The organism is Bacteroides luhongzhouii, from assembly GCF_009193295.2.
In the GTDB taxonomy this organism is placed as follows: domain Bacteria; phylum Bacteroidota; class Bacteroidia; order Bacteroidales; family Bacteroidaceae; genus Bacteroides; species Bacteroides luhongzhouii.
Genome location: NZ_CP059973.1, coordinates 3517265 through 3535167, shown reverse-complemented (window position 1 = coordinate 3535167; position 17903 = coordinate 3517265). Strand labels below are relative to the sequence as shown.

12 protein-coding genes are annotated in these 17903 nt (G+C 44.3%); 1 reads left to right on the top strand and 11 read right to left on the bottom strand.

Annotation, left to right across the window (positions count from 1 at the left end):
* Positions 1-90: 90 nt before the first annotated feature.
* Positions 91-1764, bottom strand: a complete 1674-nt coding sequence (locus GD631_RS12880; protein WP_143257357.1) for an OmpP1/FadL family transporter — start codon at positions 1762-1764, stop codon at positions 91-93.
* Between the two features lie 25 nt (positions 1765-1789).
* Positions 1790-3112 carry a hypothetical protein gene (locus GD631_RS12875; RefSeq protein ID WP_143257356.1) on the bottom strand — a complete coding sequence of 441 codons (1323 nt, stop codon included), beginning with the start codon at positions 3110-3112 and terminating at the stop codon, positions 1790-1792.
* Between the two features lie 152 nt (positions 3113-3264).
* Between GD631_RS12875 and prmA the strand changes: the two genes are divergently transcribed.
* Positions 3265-4113, top strand: a complete 849-nt coding sequence (gene prmA / locus GD631_RS12870; RefSeq protein WP_143257355.1) for a 50S ribosomal protein L11 methyltransferase — start codon at positions 3265-3267, stop codon at positions 4111-4113.
* Between the two features lie 134 nt (positions 4114-4247).
* On the opposite strand, the gene GD631_RS12865 is transcribed toward prmA, so the two are convergent.
* The 9 genes from GD631_RS12865 to GD631_RS12825 all read right to left on the bottom strand — a co-directional run bounded on the left by GD631_RS12865 (position 4248) and on the right by GD631_RS12825 (position 17900).
* A complete protein-coding gene (locus GD631_RS12865; RefSeq protein ID WP_004314967.1) occupies positions 4248-4754 on the bottom strand; it encodes a flavodoxin in 507 nt (168 codons plus the stop codon).
* A gap of 12 nt (positions 4755-4766) precedes the next feature.
* The gene (locus GD631_RS12860) at positions 4767-6803 is read right to left on the bottom strand and encodes an alpha-ketoacid dehydrogenase subunit alpha/beta (protein ID WP_008774897.1); all 2037 of its coding nucleotides are present in this window, start codon (positions 6801-6803) and stop codon (positions 4767-4769) included.
* 37 nt (positions 6804-6840) lie between these two features.
* Positions 6841-8238, bottom strand: coding sequence for a 2-oxo acid dehydrogenase subunit E2 (locus GD631_RS12855; protein WP_143257354.1), 1398 nt, complete (start codon positions 8236-8238; stop codon positions 6841-6843).
* Positions 8239-8347: 109 nt separating this feature from the next.
* Complete coding sequence (locus GD631_RS12850; RefSeq protein WP_143257353.1) at positions 8348-9070, bottom strand: lipoate--protein ligase family protein; 723 nt, start codon at positions 9068-9070, stop codon at positions 8348-8350.
* Between the two features lie 19 nt (positions 9071-9089).
* Positions 9090-10433 carry a dihydrolipoyl dehydrogenase gene (lpdA, locus tag GD631_RS12845; RefSeq protein ID WP_143257352.1) on the bottom strand — a complete coding sequence of 448 codons (1344 nt, stop codon included), beginning with the start codon at positions 10431-10433 and terminating at the stop codon, positions 9090-9092.
* 76 nt (positions 10434-10509) lie between these two features.
* Positions 10510-11406 carry a glycoside hydrolase family 25 protein gene (locus GD631_RS12840; RefSeq protein WP_143257351.1) on the bottom strand — a complete coding sequence of 299 codons (897 nt, stop codon included), beginning with the start codon at positions 11404-11406 and terminating at the stop codon, positions 10510-10512.
* A 157-nt stretch (positions 11407-11563) separates the two neighbouring features.
* Positions 11564-13210 (bottom strand): diphosphate--fructose-6-phosphate 1-phosphotransferase, encoded by a 1647-nt coding sequence (locus GD631_RS12835; protein ID WP_143257350.1) that lies wholly within the window; start codon positions 13208-13210, stop codon positions 11564-11566.
* Between the two features lie 206 nt (positions 13211-13416).
* A complete protein-coding gene (locus GD631_RS12830; RefSeq protein WP_143257349.1) occupies positions 13417-14796 on the bottom strand; it encodes an efflux transporter outer membrane subunit in 1380 nt (459 codons plus the stop codon).
* Complete coding sequence (locus GD631_RS12825; protein ID WP_143257348.1) at positions 14796-17900, bottom strand: efflux RND transporter permease subunit; 3105 nt, start codon at positions 17898-17900, stop codon at positions 14796-14798. The genes GD631_RS12830 and GD631_RS12825 overlap by 1 nt, the downstream gene beginning before the upstream one ends.
* Positions 17901-17903: the final 3 nt, after the last annotated feature.

The window sequence follows — 17903 nt, the reverse complement described above, 5'->3', positions numbered from 1 at the left end:
ATCCCCGGAACCGCTGTAGACACTCAGCATTCCAGGGATTTTTTACACACAAAAGTTATTATTGAAATTGAAAACTGTCTCTTTATTAGATTAGAAGCGCATACCTACGGTAAACAACACTTGACTGCGTGTATTCGTAACTTTCGTTGCTTCCGGTGAACCAATGACTGTACTACCATCTTCATCTATAAATCCATTCACAAACGGATAGAAGTTTTCTTTATACGTAGAGAACTTATAAGCCAAATCAGCATAAAACATTGATCCGCGATAACCAATACCCAATGTATAATTACTCATTGATTTAGAATTGGCAAAGTCCGTATCTGTCTGGATAGAATTAATTGGCAAATCCTTGAAAGCATCCTTATGGAAAGCAGCCGTAGTATAATTATAACCTGCCCTAAAAGCAAATTGTGGAATCACTTTATACTCTAAACCAAGACGAACCGTACTAACCCCTTTCAACATAGATGTCGTACTATTCTCAAATTCATAAGCCGAAGAATTACCTTCGGTATCTTTAAATTTCATGGAAGAATAATCTTGATACTCATACTCTGCTCCCAAAGCCAAGCTTTTGCCCACCGTATATCCTAAACTTACATTATAAGTCCAAGGAGTTTGAAAATCGAAAGGAAGAATCATATCCCCTTTTCCTGGAAGATTATCCCATGATCTCACGTCATATCCCTTTATTTCTCCAGTTACAACATCCATCACATCCGATATAACTTGTGCACTCGTTTTATAATCCAAACTATAGAATATTGGCGTATGTATAGCTAATCCAACTCGAAAAGGCGAATATTCAAAAGGACGAATAATAGCCCCCAACTTCACGTCAAAGCCAGACCCCTTTATTCTATTCCAACTCTGCAAACTATATCCTTCATCGTTTCCATAATCCTCATCATAAAAAGTATACTTGTTATAATCTACAGAATAAGCACCCAGCGTCAACCCTAAATATACCCGATCATTAAAATTAAATGATACATTAAAATCATATTGATCAATTCCACCGCGTTCTTCCGAACGAAAATTTGCATATCCATTATCCAACATTCCTTCAAAATGTCCAGGAGAGATATAAAGAGGATTACCATTTATATCCTTATACTGTACCTCCTTCCCCTCTTCATCCTTATAGGTATAAGGAATATTGTTTACCCCTCCTGTTTTGTCATGTATTGTTATATCCCTAATCAATCCAGCATCAGCTCCTAAAATAGATAGCCAACCAATACCATTATCCGTATAAGGCGAATCTCCCCATTTTTCAATGCCAGCTGCTTGAGATGCCATTAGATAGGTTTGGGAGTAAAGTCCCAAATTACCTTCCATGCGCATGTTGTTATTAAATGATTTCGCTTTATGATAGTTAAAACCGAAATTCACAAAACGCAGCGGAGTTTCATTACCAATCTTCGAAGAAAATACAAACCCGATGTTATTAAAATCTCCTTTAGTTAAATCGGAATTAAACTTTTTCCCCAAATACAGGCTTTCATTCCCATAAAGAGAAAACCCAAATGAAGTCATTACATCATTACTGCGATAAAGGCCAATACCTGCCGGATTAGTCCCCATCGTAGATATGTCTCCTCCAAGAGCTCCCATAGCTCCACCCATACCCACAAATCGAGCAGTTCCATTTAAATCTTTTCCTGTTAGTTTGGCACCGTCATATATCGTTTGTGCCATTCCCCAAGGCGCTATCGTCAGCATCCCTAGAGCAATTAAAACACTTATCTTTTTCATTCTTGTAAAACCGTTTAATTAATACTTATCTTCTGGCACTGCCGCTACGAGAGGAGCCCCCACCTGATGATGACCTAGAAGAACCACCGCTCGAATAACTGCCCCGAGAACTACTACCTGACGAAGCTGGAGAATAACTACGTGAAGAAGAACGAGAAGTATCATAGGAAGAAGAACGGGTATTACTATTACTTGCTGGAGAATAACTACGCGGTGCTTCTGAACTACCACGACTATAAGTTGATCTTGCACTACTGCTCCTAGTGGTGGTTCCAGATGAACGCGAAGAACCAGTCGAACGGGAAGATGAAGAACTTCCACTACTTCTAGTACTGCTTGGACGAGAATAAGTAGCACTGCTACGACTACTTGAGCTACTGCGTTCACTTGAAGTCCGTGTACCCACTACACGCCTAGAAGTAGTTCCCCTACTATAAGTAGAACCAGAAGAACGAACAGAACTACCTTCTGAACGAACAGCAGAGCCTCCCCGAACAGAAGAACCACTGGAACGAACAGCACTCGAACCATAACGACGAATAGTGGAAGGATTTCTGTAACTGCTTTGTCCGGAAGAACGACGGTTTGTATAGGTAGGACCTGTCCAACGACCGCTTCCACCTCCGCCCCAGCCCCAGCTAGGACCACCGTGCCAGTGGTGGTGATGTCCCCAATATCCGCCGCCATACCAGCCACCCCAGTAGCCACCATACCAGCCGCCCCAATAACCCGGAGAATATCCCCAAGCATAGTAAGGACGATTCCATCCCCAGCCATAGTTCCATCCCCAGCCGTAAGAGCCATAACGCCAATCCCACCAGAGTGGATTACTGAACGTCGGGAATGCGTAAGCATACATACCATCGGTATATACGTTCCAATCCCATGAATTCGGACCGTAAACTACATCCCAATACAACGGACTGCTGATACTGATAGCAAAACGCGGATTACGGAAACGGATGATACGTTCAGCGTATTCATAGTCGTCTTCCGTACCATTGAATTCGCCCGTCACCCATTCTCCGTCCAGATCCGGATTAGATTTTTCTTTTATATATAAGGTATCATTATCCATTACGAATTCATTTTCACGTGCATCGTAACGGCGGTTATATTCATCCACATCCCGTGTTCTTCCCTTACGGTCCTGAACCACTACTGTAGTACCCGGTGAAGTATAGATGTTAGTCGTCACCTGTTTCTTCGTTTCCTTCTTAACCGGAGTTTCTTTCTTCTCCTGTTTGTCTTTGGAAGGCACGAAGTAAAGGTCGTCATCAACGCTTTGCGCAAAGATACCTATCGGAAGGCACAAGGCAAATAGCAAGAAATAAACAATCTTTTTCATATCATCTCGGTTTATGTAATTACTTAAACTTATTCACGTTACAAAGATAAGGAAGAGATTTTTCGTCCGGGGGAGATTTTCCCCAAAGGATAATAGGGAAATCCCTATTTCTAACTATCTTTGCACATTATTCACCAGAATTAAAAACAACTATGAAGTATTTTGAGTTCACATTCCGCACCCAGCCTTGTACCGAAACCGTCAATGATGTACTGGCTGCCATACTGGGTGAAGTCGGATTTGAAAGTTTTGTTGAATGTGAAGGCGGACTGGCCGCATATATCCAACAGACATTGTGTGATGAAAACGCCATCAAGATTGCCATCGCCGAGTTCCCCCTACCCGATACGGATATTACTTATACATACACCGAAGCGGAAGATAAGGACTGGAATGAAGAATGGGAAAAGAATTTCTTCCAACCCATCATTATCGGAAACCGATGTGTGATCCACAGCACTTTCCACCAAGATGTCCCCAAAGCGGAATATGATATCGTCATCAATCCTCAAATGGCCTTCGGAACAGGACACCACGAGACTACCAGCCTCATCATTGAAGAATTGTTAGACAGCGAACTGAAAGATAAATCCCTGCTCGATATGGGCTGCGGAACTTCGATTCTTGCCATCCTCGCACGTATGCGGGGCGCACGTCCCTGTACAGCCATCGACATTGATGAATGGTGCGTACGAAACTCCATCGAAAACATCGAATTGAACCACGTAGACGATATTACCGTTTCAGAAGGAGATGCTTCGTCCCTTATTGGGAAAGGACCGTTCGACGTTATTATTGCCAATATCAACCGGAATATATTACTAAATGACATGAAGCAATATGTTGCCTGCATGCATACAGATTCCGAACTCTATATGAGTGGATTTTATGTAGACGATATTGCTGCCATCCGCGAAGAAGCGGAGAAGAACGGACTGACTTTCGTTCATTATAAAGAGAAGAATCGCTGGGCAGAGGTGAAGTTTATTTATAAAGGATAAGAGTCGGCAGAAGCCTTCTGATTGATGCGGAAAATAGTGACGGTATACGCGTGGGATAGTGACGCTATCCATAGCATATACCGTCACTATTTGTATCGGATAGCGTCACTATCTTATAAAGAGAAACAAAGCTGTTACGCAAACTCTTTTTTGACCTGTTGGCACCATGCTTTGATTTTCTTTTCCGCCTGTTCGGACTGATTATCCAAATCGACAACCAACCCGCACCACTGCTCGCCACGTAAAGCCTTGGAACGTTCGAAAGTGTAACCCTCGGAAGAAGTAAAACCGACCAAGGTAGCCTCATCCCCTTCAAAGACTTCTGCCAGCAAACCGATTCCATCTGCAAAATTTTCCGGATAGCGTATCTGATCTCCCAAACCAAAGATAGCAACCTTCTTACCTTTCAATTTCATTGTCCGGAGCTCCGGCAACAGTTCGTCCCAATAAGTAGGAAGTTCTCCGTCAAACCAAGTGGAAGCACCCACAATGAAGCAGTCATAAGCTGCAAAATCATTTTGCCAAGCCTGCTCGATAGGCACTACTTCTATCTTGTCTTCACCAAACTCTTTCTGTATTTTCTCTGCCACCCAACTCGTTCTTTCGGCTTTGGTAGCATAAAACAAACCTATCTTTTTCATAATTCTTCTCTTTTAATATTCCAATAATTTCCGTGCAGCTTCGTATATCTTAGCTTCGTCCGGCAAAATTTCTTTTTCCAGTATCGGATTGAAACCCACGGGAGTAAACGTAGAACCGACACGCTGTACCGGTCCGTCGAGATAACGGAACATTTCCTCACCAATCATTGCTGCAAGCTCCGCACCGAAACCGGAGAATACTTTATCTTCATGTACAACCAATGCTTTGCTAGTCTTCTTGACCGATTCAAAGATTGCCTCTTTATCCAGCGGAATCAGAGAACGAATATCGATCACTTCTACTTTCCAACCACCCTCTTTCTCCAATCGTTCGGCAGCATGCAGACAGAAATGGGTCGTATTTCCATAGGTGATAATACTCAAATCCGTACCCTCACGACGGATACGTGCTTTTCCGAAAGGTACTTCAAAGTCTTCCGGCACCACAGTGGCGGCTTCTACCGAATTATACAATGCTTTCGGTTCAAGAAACAAAGTAAATCCCTTAGAGCGCATACTGGTACGTAACAATCCGGCTGCATCATCTGCAAAAGAAGGGCAGACAATTCGTGCTCCCGGCAATGTGGTCAAAGCTCCTTCTATATTTTGAGAGTGATACAACCCTCCACCGATATAACCTCCGGAAGCCAACCGCAGCGTTATATTCGGGGCAAACTTACCATTGCTGCGCCAATACTCATGCGTACATTCTACATATTGTTCTACGGCAGGCCAGAAATAATCGGCAAACTCCGCTCCCTCTATCACGACATGGATTTTAGGATCAAAGCGGCTCATTCCATTGGCAGTGCCTACAATATAATCTTCGGCAATCGGCGCACTGAACACACGGGCTTCTCCGAATTCCTGCTGCATCCCTTTGGTGACATTAAACACACCGCCTTTCTCTCTATTTGCTACGTCCTGTCCCCAGATGAACGTATCGGGATTGTAGCGGAATTCGGCTTTCAATGTCTCGTTAATGGCATTTACCAGGAAAGTCTTTTCGCCCTCTGCTTCATGAGTACCTTCTTTGTATTTCTGTGGTTGATAAGGTTCGGGCATCACAAAATCGTAGATGCTCTTAGGATCAGGATCGGGAGCAGCCAACGCTTTTCGGTTGGCGGCCGACAGTTCTTTCTTTGCGTCAGCTTCGATCTGTTGCAATTCCTCTTCCGTCAGGCGTTTGTAGCGCAACAACATCCGGCGGAATTTCATCAGCGGATCGGCATCTTTTACGTATTCCAGTTCGTTCTCATCCCGATACAAGGTATGTTTATCCGAGTTGGAATGAGAACCGATACGAACACAGTTGGCCTGCACAATCACCGGATTACGGGTTTCCCTTGCATATTCGTGAGCTTCAGTCATGGCATTCATCGAATCGAATACATCTTTTCCATTACAATAAATGATCTTCAGGTTCTTGAAACCAGAGAAGTTCTCAGCAACTTTGCGGTTGGCTGTCTGTTCCGATTTAGGAACAGAGATACCATATCCATTATCCTGTATCACAAAAATGACAGGAAGACGTTCAAGGCTGGCGCCATTGATAGCTTCATATACAAATCCTTCGGAAGTGGCAGATTCTCCGTGAGAAGTGATGGCGACTCCTTTGTGTCCATAATATACCATCGCTCTGGCTACACCGGCCGCATGAAGGTCATGCGTTCCCGTAGCAGAAGAAATGTTCTCGATATGCCATTCAGGTTTGGCGAAATGGTTTGACATGTGACGTCCGCCGCTGCCCGGATCTGTCGCTTTCGAGATACCATTCAAGATGATTTCTTCCGGGGTCATTCCGGCAGAAAGTACAGTCAGCATATCGCGGTAGTAAGGGAACAGGAAGTCTTCGCCCAAAGTGAACACCTGACCGATGGCCAGCTGAATACCATCATGCCCCGCGTAAGGAGCATGATAAGACCAACCCAAGGATTGCAGCAGGTAAGACGGTGCTTTTTCATCCAAAGCACGCCCCAATGTCATCAGATGATACCACTTTTTCAGGGTTTCTACATCCGTCGTTTTTATATCATATTTCTTTTTCATAATGAATGAAGTTCTTAATGAGTGAAACAATCAGTTATCAGCCTTGCCAGTTTTCGAGGTAATCGGCTATAAAGTGGAGGAAGTTACCTCCTAACATTCCGTCTACTACCCGATGGTCGTAAGACAAAGACAGATACATCTTATGGCGGATGGCAATCGTATCGCCTTCCGGTGTTTCTATCACAGCAGGTTTCTTCTCGATATACCCTACTCCCAAAATAGCAACCTGCGGCTGATTAATTATCGGTGTACCAAACAGGCTCTTGAACGTTCCGAAATTGGTAATGGTAAATGTACCGCCGTCAATATCTTCCGGCATTAATTTATTATCCCTCGCTTTCAGGGCTAAAGAGTCAATGGCAACTGCCAGACCATTCAGATTCAAATGGTCGGCGTCATGCACCACAGGCACAATCAGATTTCCATCATTCAGAGAGACAGCAATACCGACATTGATATGTTTCTTAAAGAGGATATTATATCCATCTACTGACACATTCACTTGAGGATAAGCTGCCAATGCTTTCGCTACGGCCTCGGTTATCACAGGCATATAAGTCAACTTCACTCCTTCGCGACGGAAGAAAGCGTCTTTGTTCTTTTCGCGCCAACGCACCAGTTTGGTGACGTCCACTTCTACCACATTGGTTACATGAGGAGATACCTTCTTAGACATAACCATGTGATCGGCAATAATCCGGCGGACACGATCCATCTCTTTCACTTCAACTCCAGGCATGGCAACAGGAGCAGATGGTTTGGATGAAGTGACAGCCGACTGTGCAGCAGGGGCAGAGGTAGCCGGAGACGTTTTCGGAGTTACCGGTTCGGGAGCAACAGCAACCGATGGTTTGCTTGCAGCCGGAGCAGCAATGGCAGAGACCGGCTTCGGTTCAGCAATATCACCTCTTTTCTTCTTTTCAATATAGTCTTTTATATCTTTCTTACTCAATCGCCCTTCATAGCCCGTACCTTGTATAGCATCCAACTCTTCTTTCGGAATCTTAGCTTCCCGCGCCAACTGAATCACAACAGGAGAATACCAACGTTCTTCCTCAACAGCAACGGGGTTCGATGTATCAACAGGGGTTGATGCAGTATTCACTGATTGATTCTTAGCAGCAACCTGACCGGCATCGGCTCCTTCGCTTGCAACACCTCCACTTGCCGGCTCTGTACCGGATGCTTCTTCGCCATCCAAATCAATAATGGCGACTACTGTTCCTACAGCTACCGTGTCACCTTCCTTATATAAAATCTCCACCACCTTTCCTGCTACGGGAGAAGGGATTTCCGCACTTACTTTAGCAGTATTCACTTCAAAAAGCACATCGTCTTCCTGAATCATGTCACCCACCTTTACAGACCAAGAGACAATAGTCCCTTCGGTTATACTCTCGCCCAACTTGGGCATTTTTATTTCGAATTTTGACATAGACAGTAAATTTATTATTCAACCTTAGATATATAACAACAATGGGCTGAAATAGAAAGTTTTAAGTTAAGTAAATTTTAACCGGATGGCAATCGGTACAGTCCAAGCATCAACGACTATATATCCACTCTTTCTGAATATATTTCTCTTCCCGGAGCTGATTGACGGCTTCTATCTCTTCCCTGGTGAAAGCACTGACGGATTGCAACTTACTGAAATACTGAAAAGCCTTTTCTTTGAAATCAGTGACAGTCCCCGCCAACAAATGCCTGCGGATATTAGTTACCTCACTCCGAACGGAAGGGACAGCGTATACAGACGACAACATTTCATCATCAACCATCGGTTCCGGATTCAATGCTTGACGCAACGCTGTAAGGTCCGTATCGTACAATAACGTACAATGATACAATACTCGGTCTTTATGTACGCATTGCGCGCTTCCCGATATTTTCAATCCATTCAGATAAATCCCCAATCGTTCGCCTTCTTTTGCCATCAGCCCCATAGAATTCAAGAAACCCAACGTCCGCTGCAAATACGTGACGAACTCCGGCAAGCGGGGAGCCGTTTCTATAAAAGTCAGATTGACATTGCCCAAATCATGGTACACTGCTCCCCCGCCGGAAAAACGACGGGCAATATATACCCGCTCCCGTTCCGCCCATTCCTGATCGACTTCCGACTGTAACCGCTGATGCTTCCCTATTACCACACAAGGAGTGTCCTGCCAAAGCATGAAAATATCTTCATTTCCCTGCTTCAACAGATATTCTTCCGCAGCCAAGTGAAAGTAAATATCAGTAAACGGACTATAGATGCATCGAATCATAGGTCAGGCAGAATAAGAGTTAAAACATTATCTCATGATAAATCTCTCCAACCGTAGGATGCGGAAATACAGTCTTTTGGAATTCTTCCACTGTGTAGCCTCTCTGAATAGCAATACCTGCGATCACTATAAGTTCCGACGCCGGATTTCCCAATATGTGGCAACCAATAATCTTCCCTTCTTCATCCTGAATCAGCTTACAAAGTCCGTTTCCCTGCTCATTCTCGGCTACGAACCGACCGGAATAAGCCATCGGTAATTTGGATACACGGTAAGAAAGTCCTGATTTTATCAGTTCTTCTTCTGTCTTTCCCACTCCTGCCACCTCGGGATTGGTATAAACAACTCCCGGAACACAATCATAATTCATCCGGTCTTCCAGTCCCAAGATATGATTGACAGCGACTTCCGCTTCACGAATAGCGGTATGTGCCAATAAAGAATAACCTGTAATATCCCCACAAGCATATACGCGGGGGTGCGAAGTCAACAAGTGTTCGTCTACTTTGACCCCATTCCGATGCAATTCTATATTCAGCTTGTCCAGCCCCACTTTGGATAGATTTGCCTTACGCCCCACACTAAGCAAGATCTTTTCCGCTTCAATAGTGGAAGTCTTGCCTTCTTTTTCTATCACGACTCCATAAGCGTTCACTTCCACTACTTTCGTATTCAAATAGAAAATGACTCCCCGTTTGGCATATTCGGCACGAAGCATACCGCTCGTTTCCTTATCCATCGCTCCCAAAATTTCCGGCATCATTTCTACCACATGCACCTTTACTCCCATGCTGTTGAAGAAAGAAGCAAATTCCATCCCGATCACTCCACCGCCAATAATGACCAGCGTCTTGGGAAGTTCCTTTATCTCCAACGCCTCCTTGGAAGTCCAATAACTGACTCCAGACAACCCCGGTATGGGAGGAATCACTGTATCAGAACCGGTACATACCAACAAATATTTTACGGAATAGGTTTCTCCGTCACAAGTGATGCGGATCATCCCCTCTTTCTCTCCCTCTATAAAAGCTTCTTTCTCCACGATCGTCACTCCGTAAGAATTCACAGTCATCTTCACGCCACCCGTCAACATTTTCACTGTTTTGTCTTTACGGCTCATGATTTTGGATAAATCGAACGAAGGAGATTCGGCAGAAACGCCATATTTGGAAGCACTTTTGATGCTATCCAGTATTTTAGCAGAATATAACAAAGTTTTAGTAGGAATACACCCCTCATTGAGACACACTCCACCCATTGCCTTTTTCTCAAAAAGAACGGCTTTTAATCCGTTGGCCCCTGCCCTTTCGGCAGCTGTGTACCCAGCAGGACCACCACCAATAATAGCTATATCAAAGTTCATAATCGTATCTTTTTTAGTAATAATACGATTATAACAAATGAGAGAAGAGATAAGTTGTTGGGAAAAGAAATACCTGCTACTTAATTGTCAGCTTTTTAAGTTCCTCTAACGAGCCATTGAACACGTTCAGGTCAACGTCTTCTTTAATGCCGGGAACACTCCCAACATCAGTGTGTTGCCAAAAGTCCCATTTCCCCTGATACCTTACAGAGTCAACATAATAATGGGCAATCCAGTAAGGATATGCATTGAAGATGGAATCGTCCAGATAACGGGTTTTAAATTTATAAGAAGTATAAAGAATAGGTTTCACTCCATAATGAGATTCCACCCGGTCCAGCCAGCGTTTAATGCCTTGCTGCAATTCTTTTTTTTCCTTTCGTCCGGTCACTTCCACATCAAGTACGGGAGGTAAATCACCGGAAGCCAGTTTCACCGTACGAATAAAGAAATCCGCCTGTTTCAAAGCATCCGTACCAGGGATATAAAAATGATAAGCGCCACGGATAAATCCATGGTTACGGGCATTGGCGAAATTCGCCTCAAAGGTAGTATCGTTATGGTCTCCTCCTTCTGTTGCCTTCATAAAGACAAAATGCAAAGGAGTAGCCGTCTCTTTATTCTGCAACAGTCTTTTCCAATCAATCTTTCCCTGGTAGTGAGAAATATCAATACCATGAATATCATATCCGTCAGGGATACAAACTCCGTATTCCTTTAAACCATGACAAGGTTTCCATCGATAAGCATAAGGACGGATAAAGAAATAGTAGAATACAACGGAAAAACAACCGATAATCACCACTGCCAAAATGTTACGAATCCAGACAGGCATCACAGTTCGATGCTTCATCTGATCCTTTTTTGAGGTACGGGAAGTTTTGGAAGAAGAAGTCGTTCCCTTTTTCTTTGTAGTGGAAACTATTCTTTTCTTCTGTACGGCAGACATCGGGTTGTTATTGCGTGGCGGCATTTACTTCAAACGATCAATGTTTTAGAGATAGGCACGAATTACACGGAATACATGGTTAAAAGAAATAGAATACTAAAAACCGTGTTCATCCGCATAATCCGTGCCTGAAAGAACGCTTCATGGCAACTGTTGCATCAACAACTGCTCTGAAGTGTATTTATTTAGCTTGTTCCAGCTGCAAAGTCTTAGTTGCCTGGTCGCAAACTTCTGTAGGACCGAAGTACTGGATCGGACCCGGATATACATAATCCGTTTCGATAGCCCAACGATCACGTTGCGCAGCAAATGCCTTGAAAGGAGCCCCATCCAGTTTCACCAATGCTTTCTGGATAACCGGTTTCATTTCACCGTGACGACGTTCCATGTTCATCATCATAGTGATAGGCACACCACCTGCGATCCATTCGGCGGCAGGAGCAGTTGTGTTGCGTACAGAAGACATATAACCAGTCTTGCCGTTAGCAATCAACATAGAAGCTGTGTAACCCAGAGAGTAGCAATAGTCAGCGTCAAAATTTGACGGAGCAGCACAACGTCCTTCGTAACCGAAGAAGTGGTGTTGAGCAGCAAACTTGCCAACGTATTTGCCTGCTTCTTTCCATGCAGCCAACTTAGTAGCTACCATTTCAGACAACAGTTTTTCAGTTTCGATCAATGATACCTGAACGTTTCCGTGCGGGTCACGATCCAAAGTCAACTGACGGGCAACACCTTCCGGCAGACTTGCGTAAATAGCTGAGTTTTCCGGAGAAAGTTTGCGGATGATATAATCACGTTGGTGAGATTTCTTAATCTGACCGAATTCTTCAGCATTAGCTGCCAGGAAGTCGTTCAATTCTGCAATCAGACGTTTCATGGCAGGAATAAATTCTACCAATCCTTCCGGAATCAATACAGTACCGAAGTTGTTTCCCTGTGCGGCACGGTCAGCTACCACTTTAGCAATCGATGTTACTACATCGTCCAAAGACATATCTTTAGCTTCTACTTCTTCAGAAACGATACATACGTTAGGCTGTACCTGCAAAGCACATTCCAGTGCGATGTGAGAAGCCGAACGTCCCATCAACTTGATGAAGTGCCAGTATTTACGTGCAGAATTACAGTCACGTTGGATGTTACCGATTACTTCCGCATAAGTCTTACATGCTGTATCGAAACCGAAAGAAGTTTCAATCATATCATTCTTCAAGTCACCGTCGATTGTTTTCGGGCAACCGATCACCTGTACACCATACTTCTTAGCAGCATAGTATTCAGCCAATACACAAGCGTTTGTGTTAGAGTCGTCACCACCAATGATAACCAATGCTTTGATACCAAGTTCTTTGATGATTTCATATCCCTTTTCGAACTGGCTTTCTGCTTCCAGCTTTGTACGTCCGGAACCGATGATATCGAAACCACCCGTGTTGCGGTATTCGTCGATAATATCAGCAGTCAGTTCCATATAGTTGTGATCTACCAGACCACCAGGACCCAGGATAAAACCATATAATTTGTTTTCCGGGTTCAATTTCTTGATACCGTCGAACAAACCGGAGATTACATTGTGTCCGCCCGGAGCCTGACCACCGGAAAGAATTACACCTACGTTCATAGCGGGAAGAGCAACAGCTTCACCAGCTTCGAATGTAATCAACGGCATTCCATACGTGTTCGGGAATAATGCTTTGATAGCTTCCTGATCGGCAACAGATTGAGTAGCAGCACCTGCTACAGCCTTAACAGCTCCTGATGCCAATGCTTTCGGAAGTTTGGGCTGGTAAGCAGCCCTTGCGATTTGCAATGCACTTTTAGTCATTTTCTTTAATTTTTTATTTAAAGGTGTTAGTAAGTTTCTTGTCAAACTTGAAAAGCGTTGCAAATTTCGCACTTTTTTCCGAATTATGAAAATTCTTCTGTTGTTGTTTTTAAGACAAAAGGAAGAAGAAAGAAAAATTAAGGCTACCTCCCGGTGTGGGAGATAGCCTTTACGTTTTCTTCAATGAGTGAATCGATATGATAATTCTAGGGATTTTGTTCCCAGCCTCCACCAAGAGCCTTATAGAGTTGAACTACCGCAATCAACTCGTCACGGATAGCATTACTCAACCCAATCTGTGCATCAAAATATCCACGTTGGGCATCCAATACGTCCAGATAATTAATAACTCCATTGATGTATTGCAGTTGTGCCAGGTCCATGTAGCTCTTGGCCGAACGTTCCAGATTGGCACGAAGTTCATACACTTCCTTGATCTTGTTGAAATTGACAATCGCATTACGTGTTTCCTTGAAAGCTTCCAGTACGGCTTTTTCATAACTATGTACTTCAGCCTCATAAGCTGCCTTTTTTGCTTTCAATGCCGCACGGTTCTTTCCCCAGCCAAAGATCGGAGTCAGCAAAGCTCCTTCCATCACTGCATAAGGAGATTTCAGGAGTTCCGACAAAGAGGTGCTTTCACTACCGAAACCACCTGTCAGGGCAAGACGCGGGAACATATTTGTATAAGCCACTCCCACTTTTGCATTGGCAGCAATCAATTTCTGCTCTGCCTGACGGATGTCGGGACGGCGTTCCAACAATGTAGACGGCAATCCAACAGGAAGCGTTTCCGGAGAGTTGAATTCCTGAAGCAAACGGGAACGGGCTATCTTATTAGGATATTCACCGGCAAGATAGGCAATATCGTTTTCTTTCAGGGAAATTTTACGCTCCAGGTCAGGAACCAGAGTTGCCGTACGTGCCAACTCCACCTGCGCCTGTCGATAAGAAGTCTCGGAAGTCAATCCGCCGGCAAACCGGATACGTGCCAAACGTACTCCTTCTTCACGGGCTTTCAATGTTTGCTTTACAATGTCCAGTTCTGTATCTAAAGCTACCAGTTCATAGTAAGCCTGTGCTACTTCAGCAATAATCGTCATCCGCAATGCACGTTGCGCCTCGATAGATTGCAGATATTCGGCAATACTGGCCGAACGTGCCCAACGCAGATTTCCCCAAAGATCGAGTTCCCATGAAACAAGGAATTGTGCTTCAAAAGTGTCTGATCTCTTGAAAGCGTCGCCTCCATGATTCTCGAGTTCACGTTCTGCTGTTACTTTTCCTTTGATATCCGGAAGTAACGCAGCTGTGGAAATACGTTTCTGTGCAGCCATTTCTTTCACACGGGCAGCAGCAATCAGCATATCCTTGTTGTGATCCAGTGCACGTTCTATCAAGCTTCTCAATGTGGCATCCGTATAAATATCCCTCCAGTCCTGGTCGCCGAAGCTGATCGAGTCCTGCGCTCTTTCCAAGCTGTCGGGCAAATGAAGATCAGGACGGACATAGCTTTTCCCTACTTTGCAGGAAGTTAAGATTCCGGCAAGTAACAGGATAGCAATATATAGTTTCTTTCGTTTCATTATTTCTTATGTTTTAAAATTTTCGACTTTGTTTTATACACCATCACAAAGAAGAACGGCACAAGAATGATACCGAATACAATGGCAAATATCATTCCGAAAAATACACCTGTACCGATTGCCTGCCGGCTTGCCGACCCCGGACCGCTTGCCAATACCATCGGAAGCATACCGAGTACGAATGCGAGAGAGGTCATCAGAATCGGACGGAAACGCAATTTGGCTGCGTAGATAGCCGACTGCACCAGGTCTTCACCTTTATCTACCTGTACTTTTGCGAACTCTACAATCAAAATCGCGTTCTTGGCGGCAAGTCCCACCAGCATTACCAGACCAATCTGGAAATAGACGTCGTTCTCCAATCCGCAAACCCAGACTCCTAAATAGGCTCCCAAAGCGGCAACAGGTAAAGAGAGCAACACGGCAATAGGTACTGTCCAACTTTCGTATTGCGCAGCAAGGAAAAGGAAAACGAACAGAAATACCAATGCCATCACCATACCTGTCTGACCTCCCGCCTGTTTCTCCTGATAAGAAAGACCACTCCATTCAAGACCGATATTATCGGGAAGATGGTCACGGGCTATCTGTTCCATGATTTCCATCGCCTGCCCGGAACTATATCCCTGTGCAGCTGCTCCACGAATAACGGCCGTAGTAAACATATTGAAACGTTTAATACTTCCCGGTCCTGTGGTATATGAAGCATTTCCTAAAGAAGTCAACGGTACCATCGCTCCATTGGAGGCTTTCACGAAAAACAGATTGATATTGTCTTTGTGTTCCCGGTAAGGAGCTTCTGCCTGAATGTAAACCTTATATATACGGTTGAACATATTAAAGTCGTTCACATATACCGAACCGGTATAAGCCTTCATGGTAGAGAACACATCAGCCAGTGGTACACCCAGCATCTTTACTTTGTCACGGTCTACATCGAAATAGAGTTGCGGTATTTCCGACTGCAAGGAAGATGACAGTCCAGCCAACTCTTTGCGTTTGGATGCGTAGTACATTAATGTATCTGCCGCGTCTACCAAATTATCGAAAGTGGCTTCTCCACGAGCTTCCAATTGCATTTCAAAACCTCCCGAGCTACCCAGTCCCGGAATAACCGGAGGAGTGGACAGATAGACTTTACATTCGGGATATTCCCTCAAATGTTTTTCCACCGTATCCATAATCTTCTCAATAGTGGTGTTCTTCCGCTCTTCCCAAGGTTTCAGGATCACCGTCAGTTCAGCACGTCCCTGATTACTTCCGACACGCGGACTACTTCCCGTTACGTTCTGTATATATTCAATATATGGATTCTTTTCCAAATAAGCAATGGCACGTTCTGTTACGATACGGGTACGTTCCAAAGTAGCTCCTTCCGGCAGTTCCAATTCAATCTTGAAATATCCCTGGTCTTCCACAGGCAAGAAACTGGTCGGAATAATACGATGAATCAGCATAATAGCAATCAATACCATACCAAAAGCACTCATAACCCGGCGAGGATGTTTAATCGTGCGAGTCACGGCAGCTACATATTTATTGCTACCGATGCCCAGCCATTCATTAATCTTTCGGAAAACAATATTCTTTTTCTTTCCGTTATCCGGCTTCAGAATCAATGAACACATCACCGGGCTCAATGTCAGAGCCACTACCGTAGAAATAAGTACGGACACCACAATCGTCACCGTAAACTGGCGATACAATTGCCCCGTAATACCACTTAAAAAACTAACCGGAACGAACACCGCCGCCAATACCAATGATGTGGCAATCAAAGCACTAGCAAGTCCGTTCATCGCTTTCTTCGTTGCTTCGTATGGGCTTAGATGCTCCGTTTCCATGATATGCTCTACGCCTTCCACTACCACAATCGCATCATCCACAACGATACCGATGGCAAGAATCAATCCTAGTAATGTCAGTATATTGAGCGAGAAACCGAAAATCAACATGAATCCGAAAGTACCGATCAATGAAATAGGCACCGCTACTACTGGTATCAACGTTGCGCGCCAGCTTTGCAAGGATAGATAAACCACCAATACAACCAATACCAACGCTTCAAACAACGTCTTATATACTTCATGAATAGATTCGGAAATATAGGTCGTCATATCGAATGGAATCTCATAGCTCAATCCTTCCGGAAAATTTTTGCTAATCTCATCCATAGCCTCTTTTACCCTCTCGGCTACTTCCATCGCATTTGCTCCCGGCAACATATAAATGCCAAGAACAGCGGCATTCTCACCGTTGATACCACTTTCCGTATTATAGGAAGAGGCCTCCAACGATACACGTGCCACGTCTTTCAACCGGATAATAGACCCGTTGGCATTGGCACGTACCACAATATCTTCAAACTGCCCTACGGTAGACAAACGTCCTTGAGTCGTAATAGGAATGGTAATATCCAGTCCCTGCACCGGTTGTTGCCCCAATACACCGGCTGCCGATTCACGGTTCTGATCCTTCAACGCATTCTGTAAATCCTGTACGGTCAGTCCAAAGTTTGCCAACTTATCGGGTTGCGCCCATATCTGCATCGCATAATAGCGGCTACCGATATTAGATACACGTCCAACTCCAGGAATACGGCGAATCACATCAAGTACATTGATAGTAGCAAAGTTACTCAAGTAAATTTCGTCGAACTTCGGATCAGTAGAAGTCAAACAAAGCGTCATCAACTGACTGGGGGCCTGTTTTTCTACTGAAATACCATTCTGAATGACTTCCGCCGGCAGACGGGATTCCGCCAGTTTCACACGGTTCTGAATCTCAACGGCTGCCAAATCCGGATCGGCAGATACGTCAAAAGTGACCGTTGCCGAAAAGCCTCCGGAGTTAGAACTGTTTGATTCCATATAAAGCATACCCGGCGTACCATTGATTTCCTGTTCAATCGGAGTGGCTACCGCCTGTGACACGGTAAGTGCGCTCGCACCCGGGTAGGATGCGCTGATCTTCACTACCGGAGGGGTAATCTGCGGATATTGATCCACCGGAAGCATTGTCAAGCCAATAATGCCGACAATCACAATTACGATGGAGATTACAGCCGAAAAGACCGGCCTATCTATAAAAAAAGTAACTTTCATTGT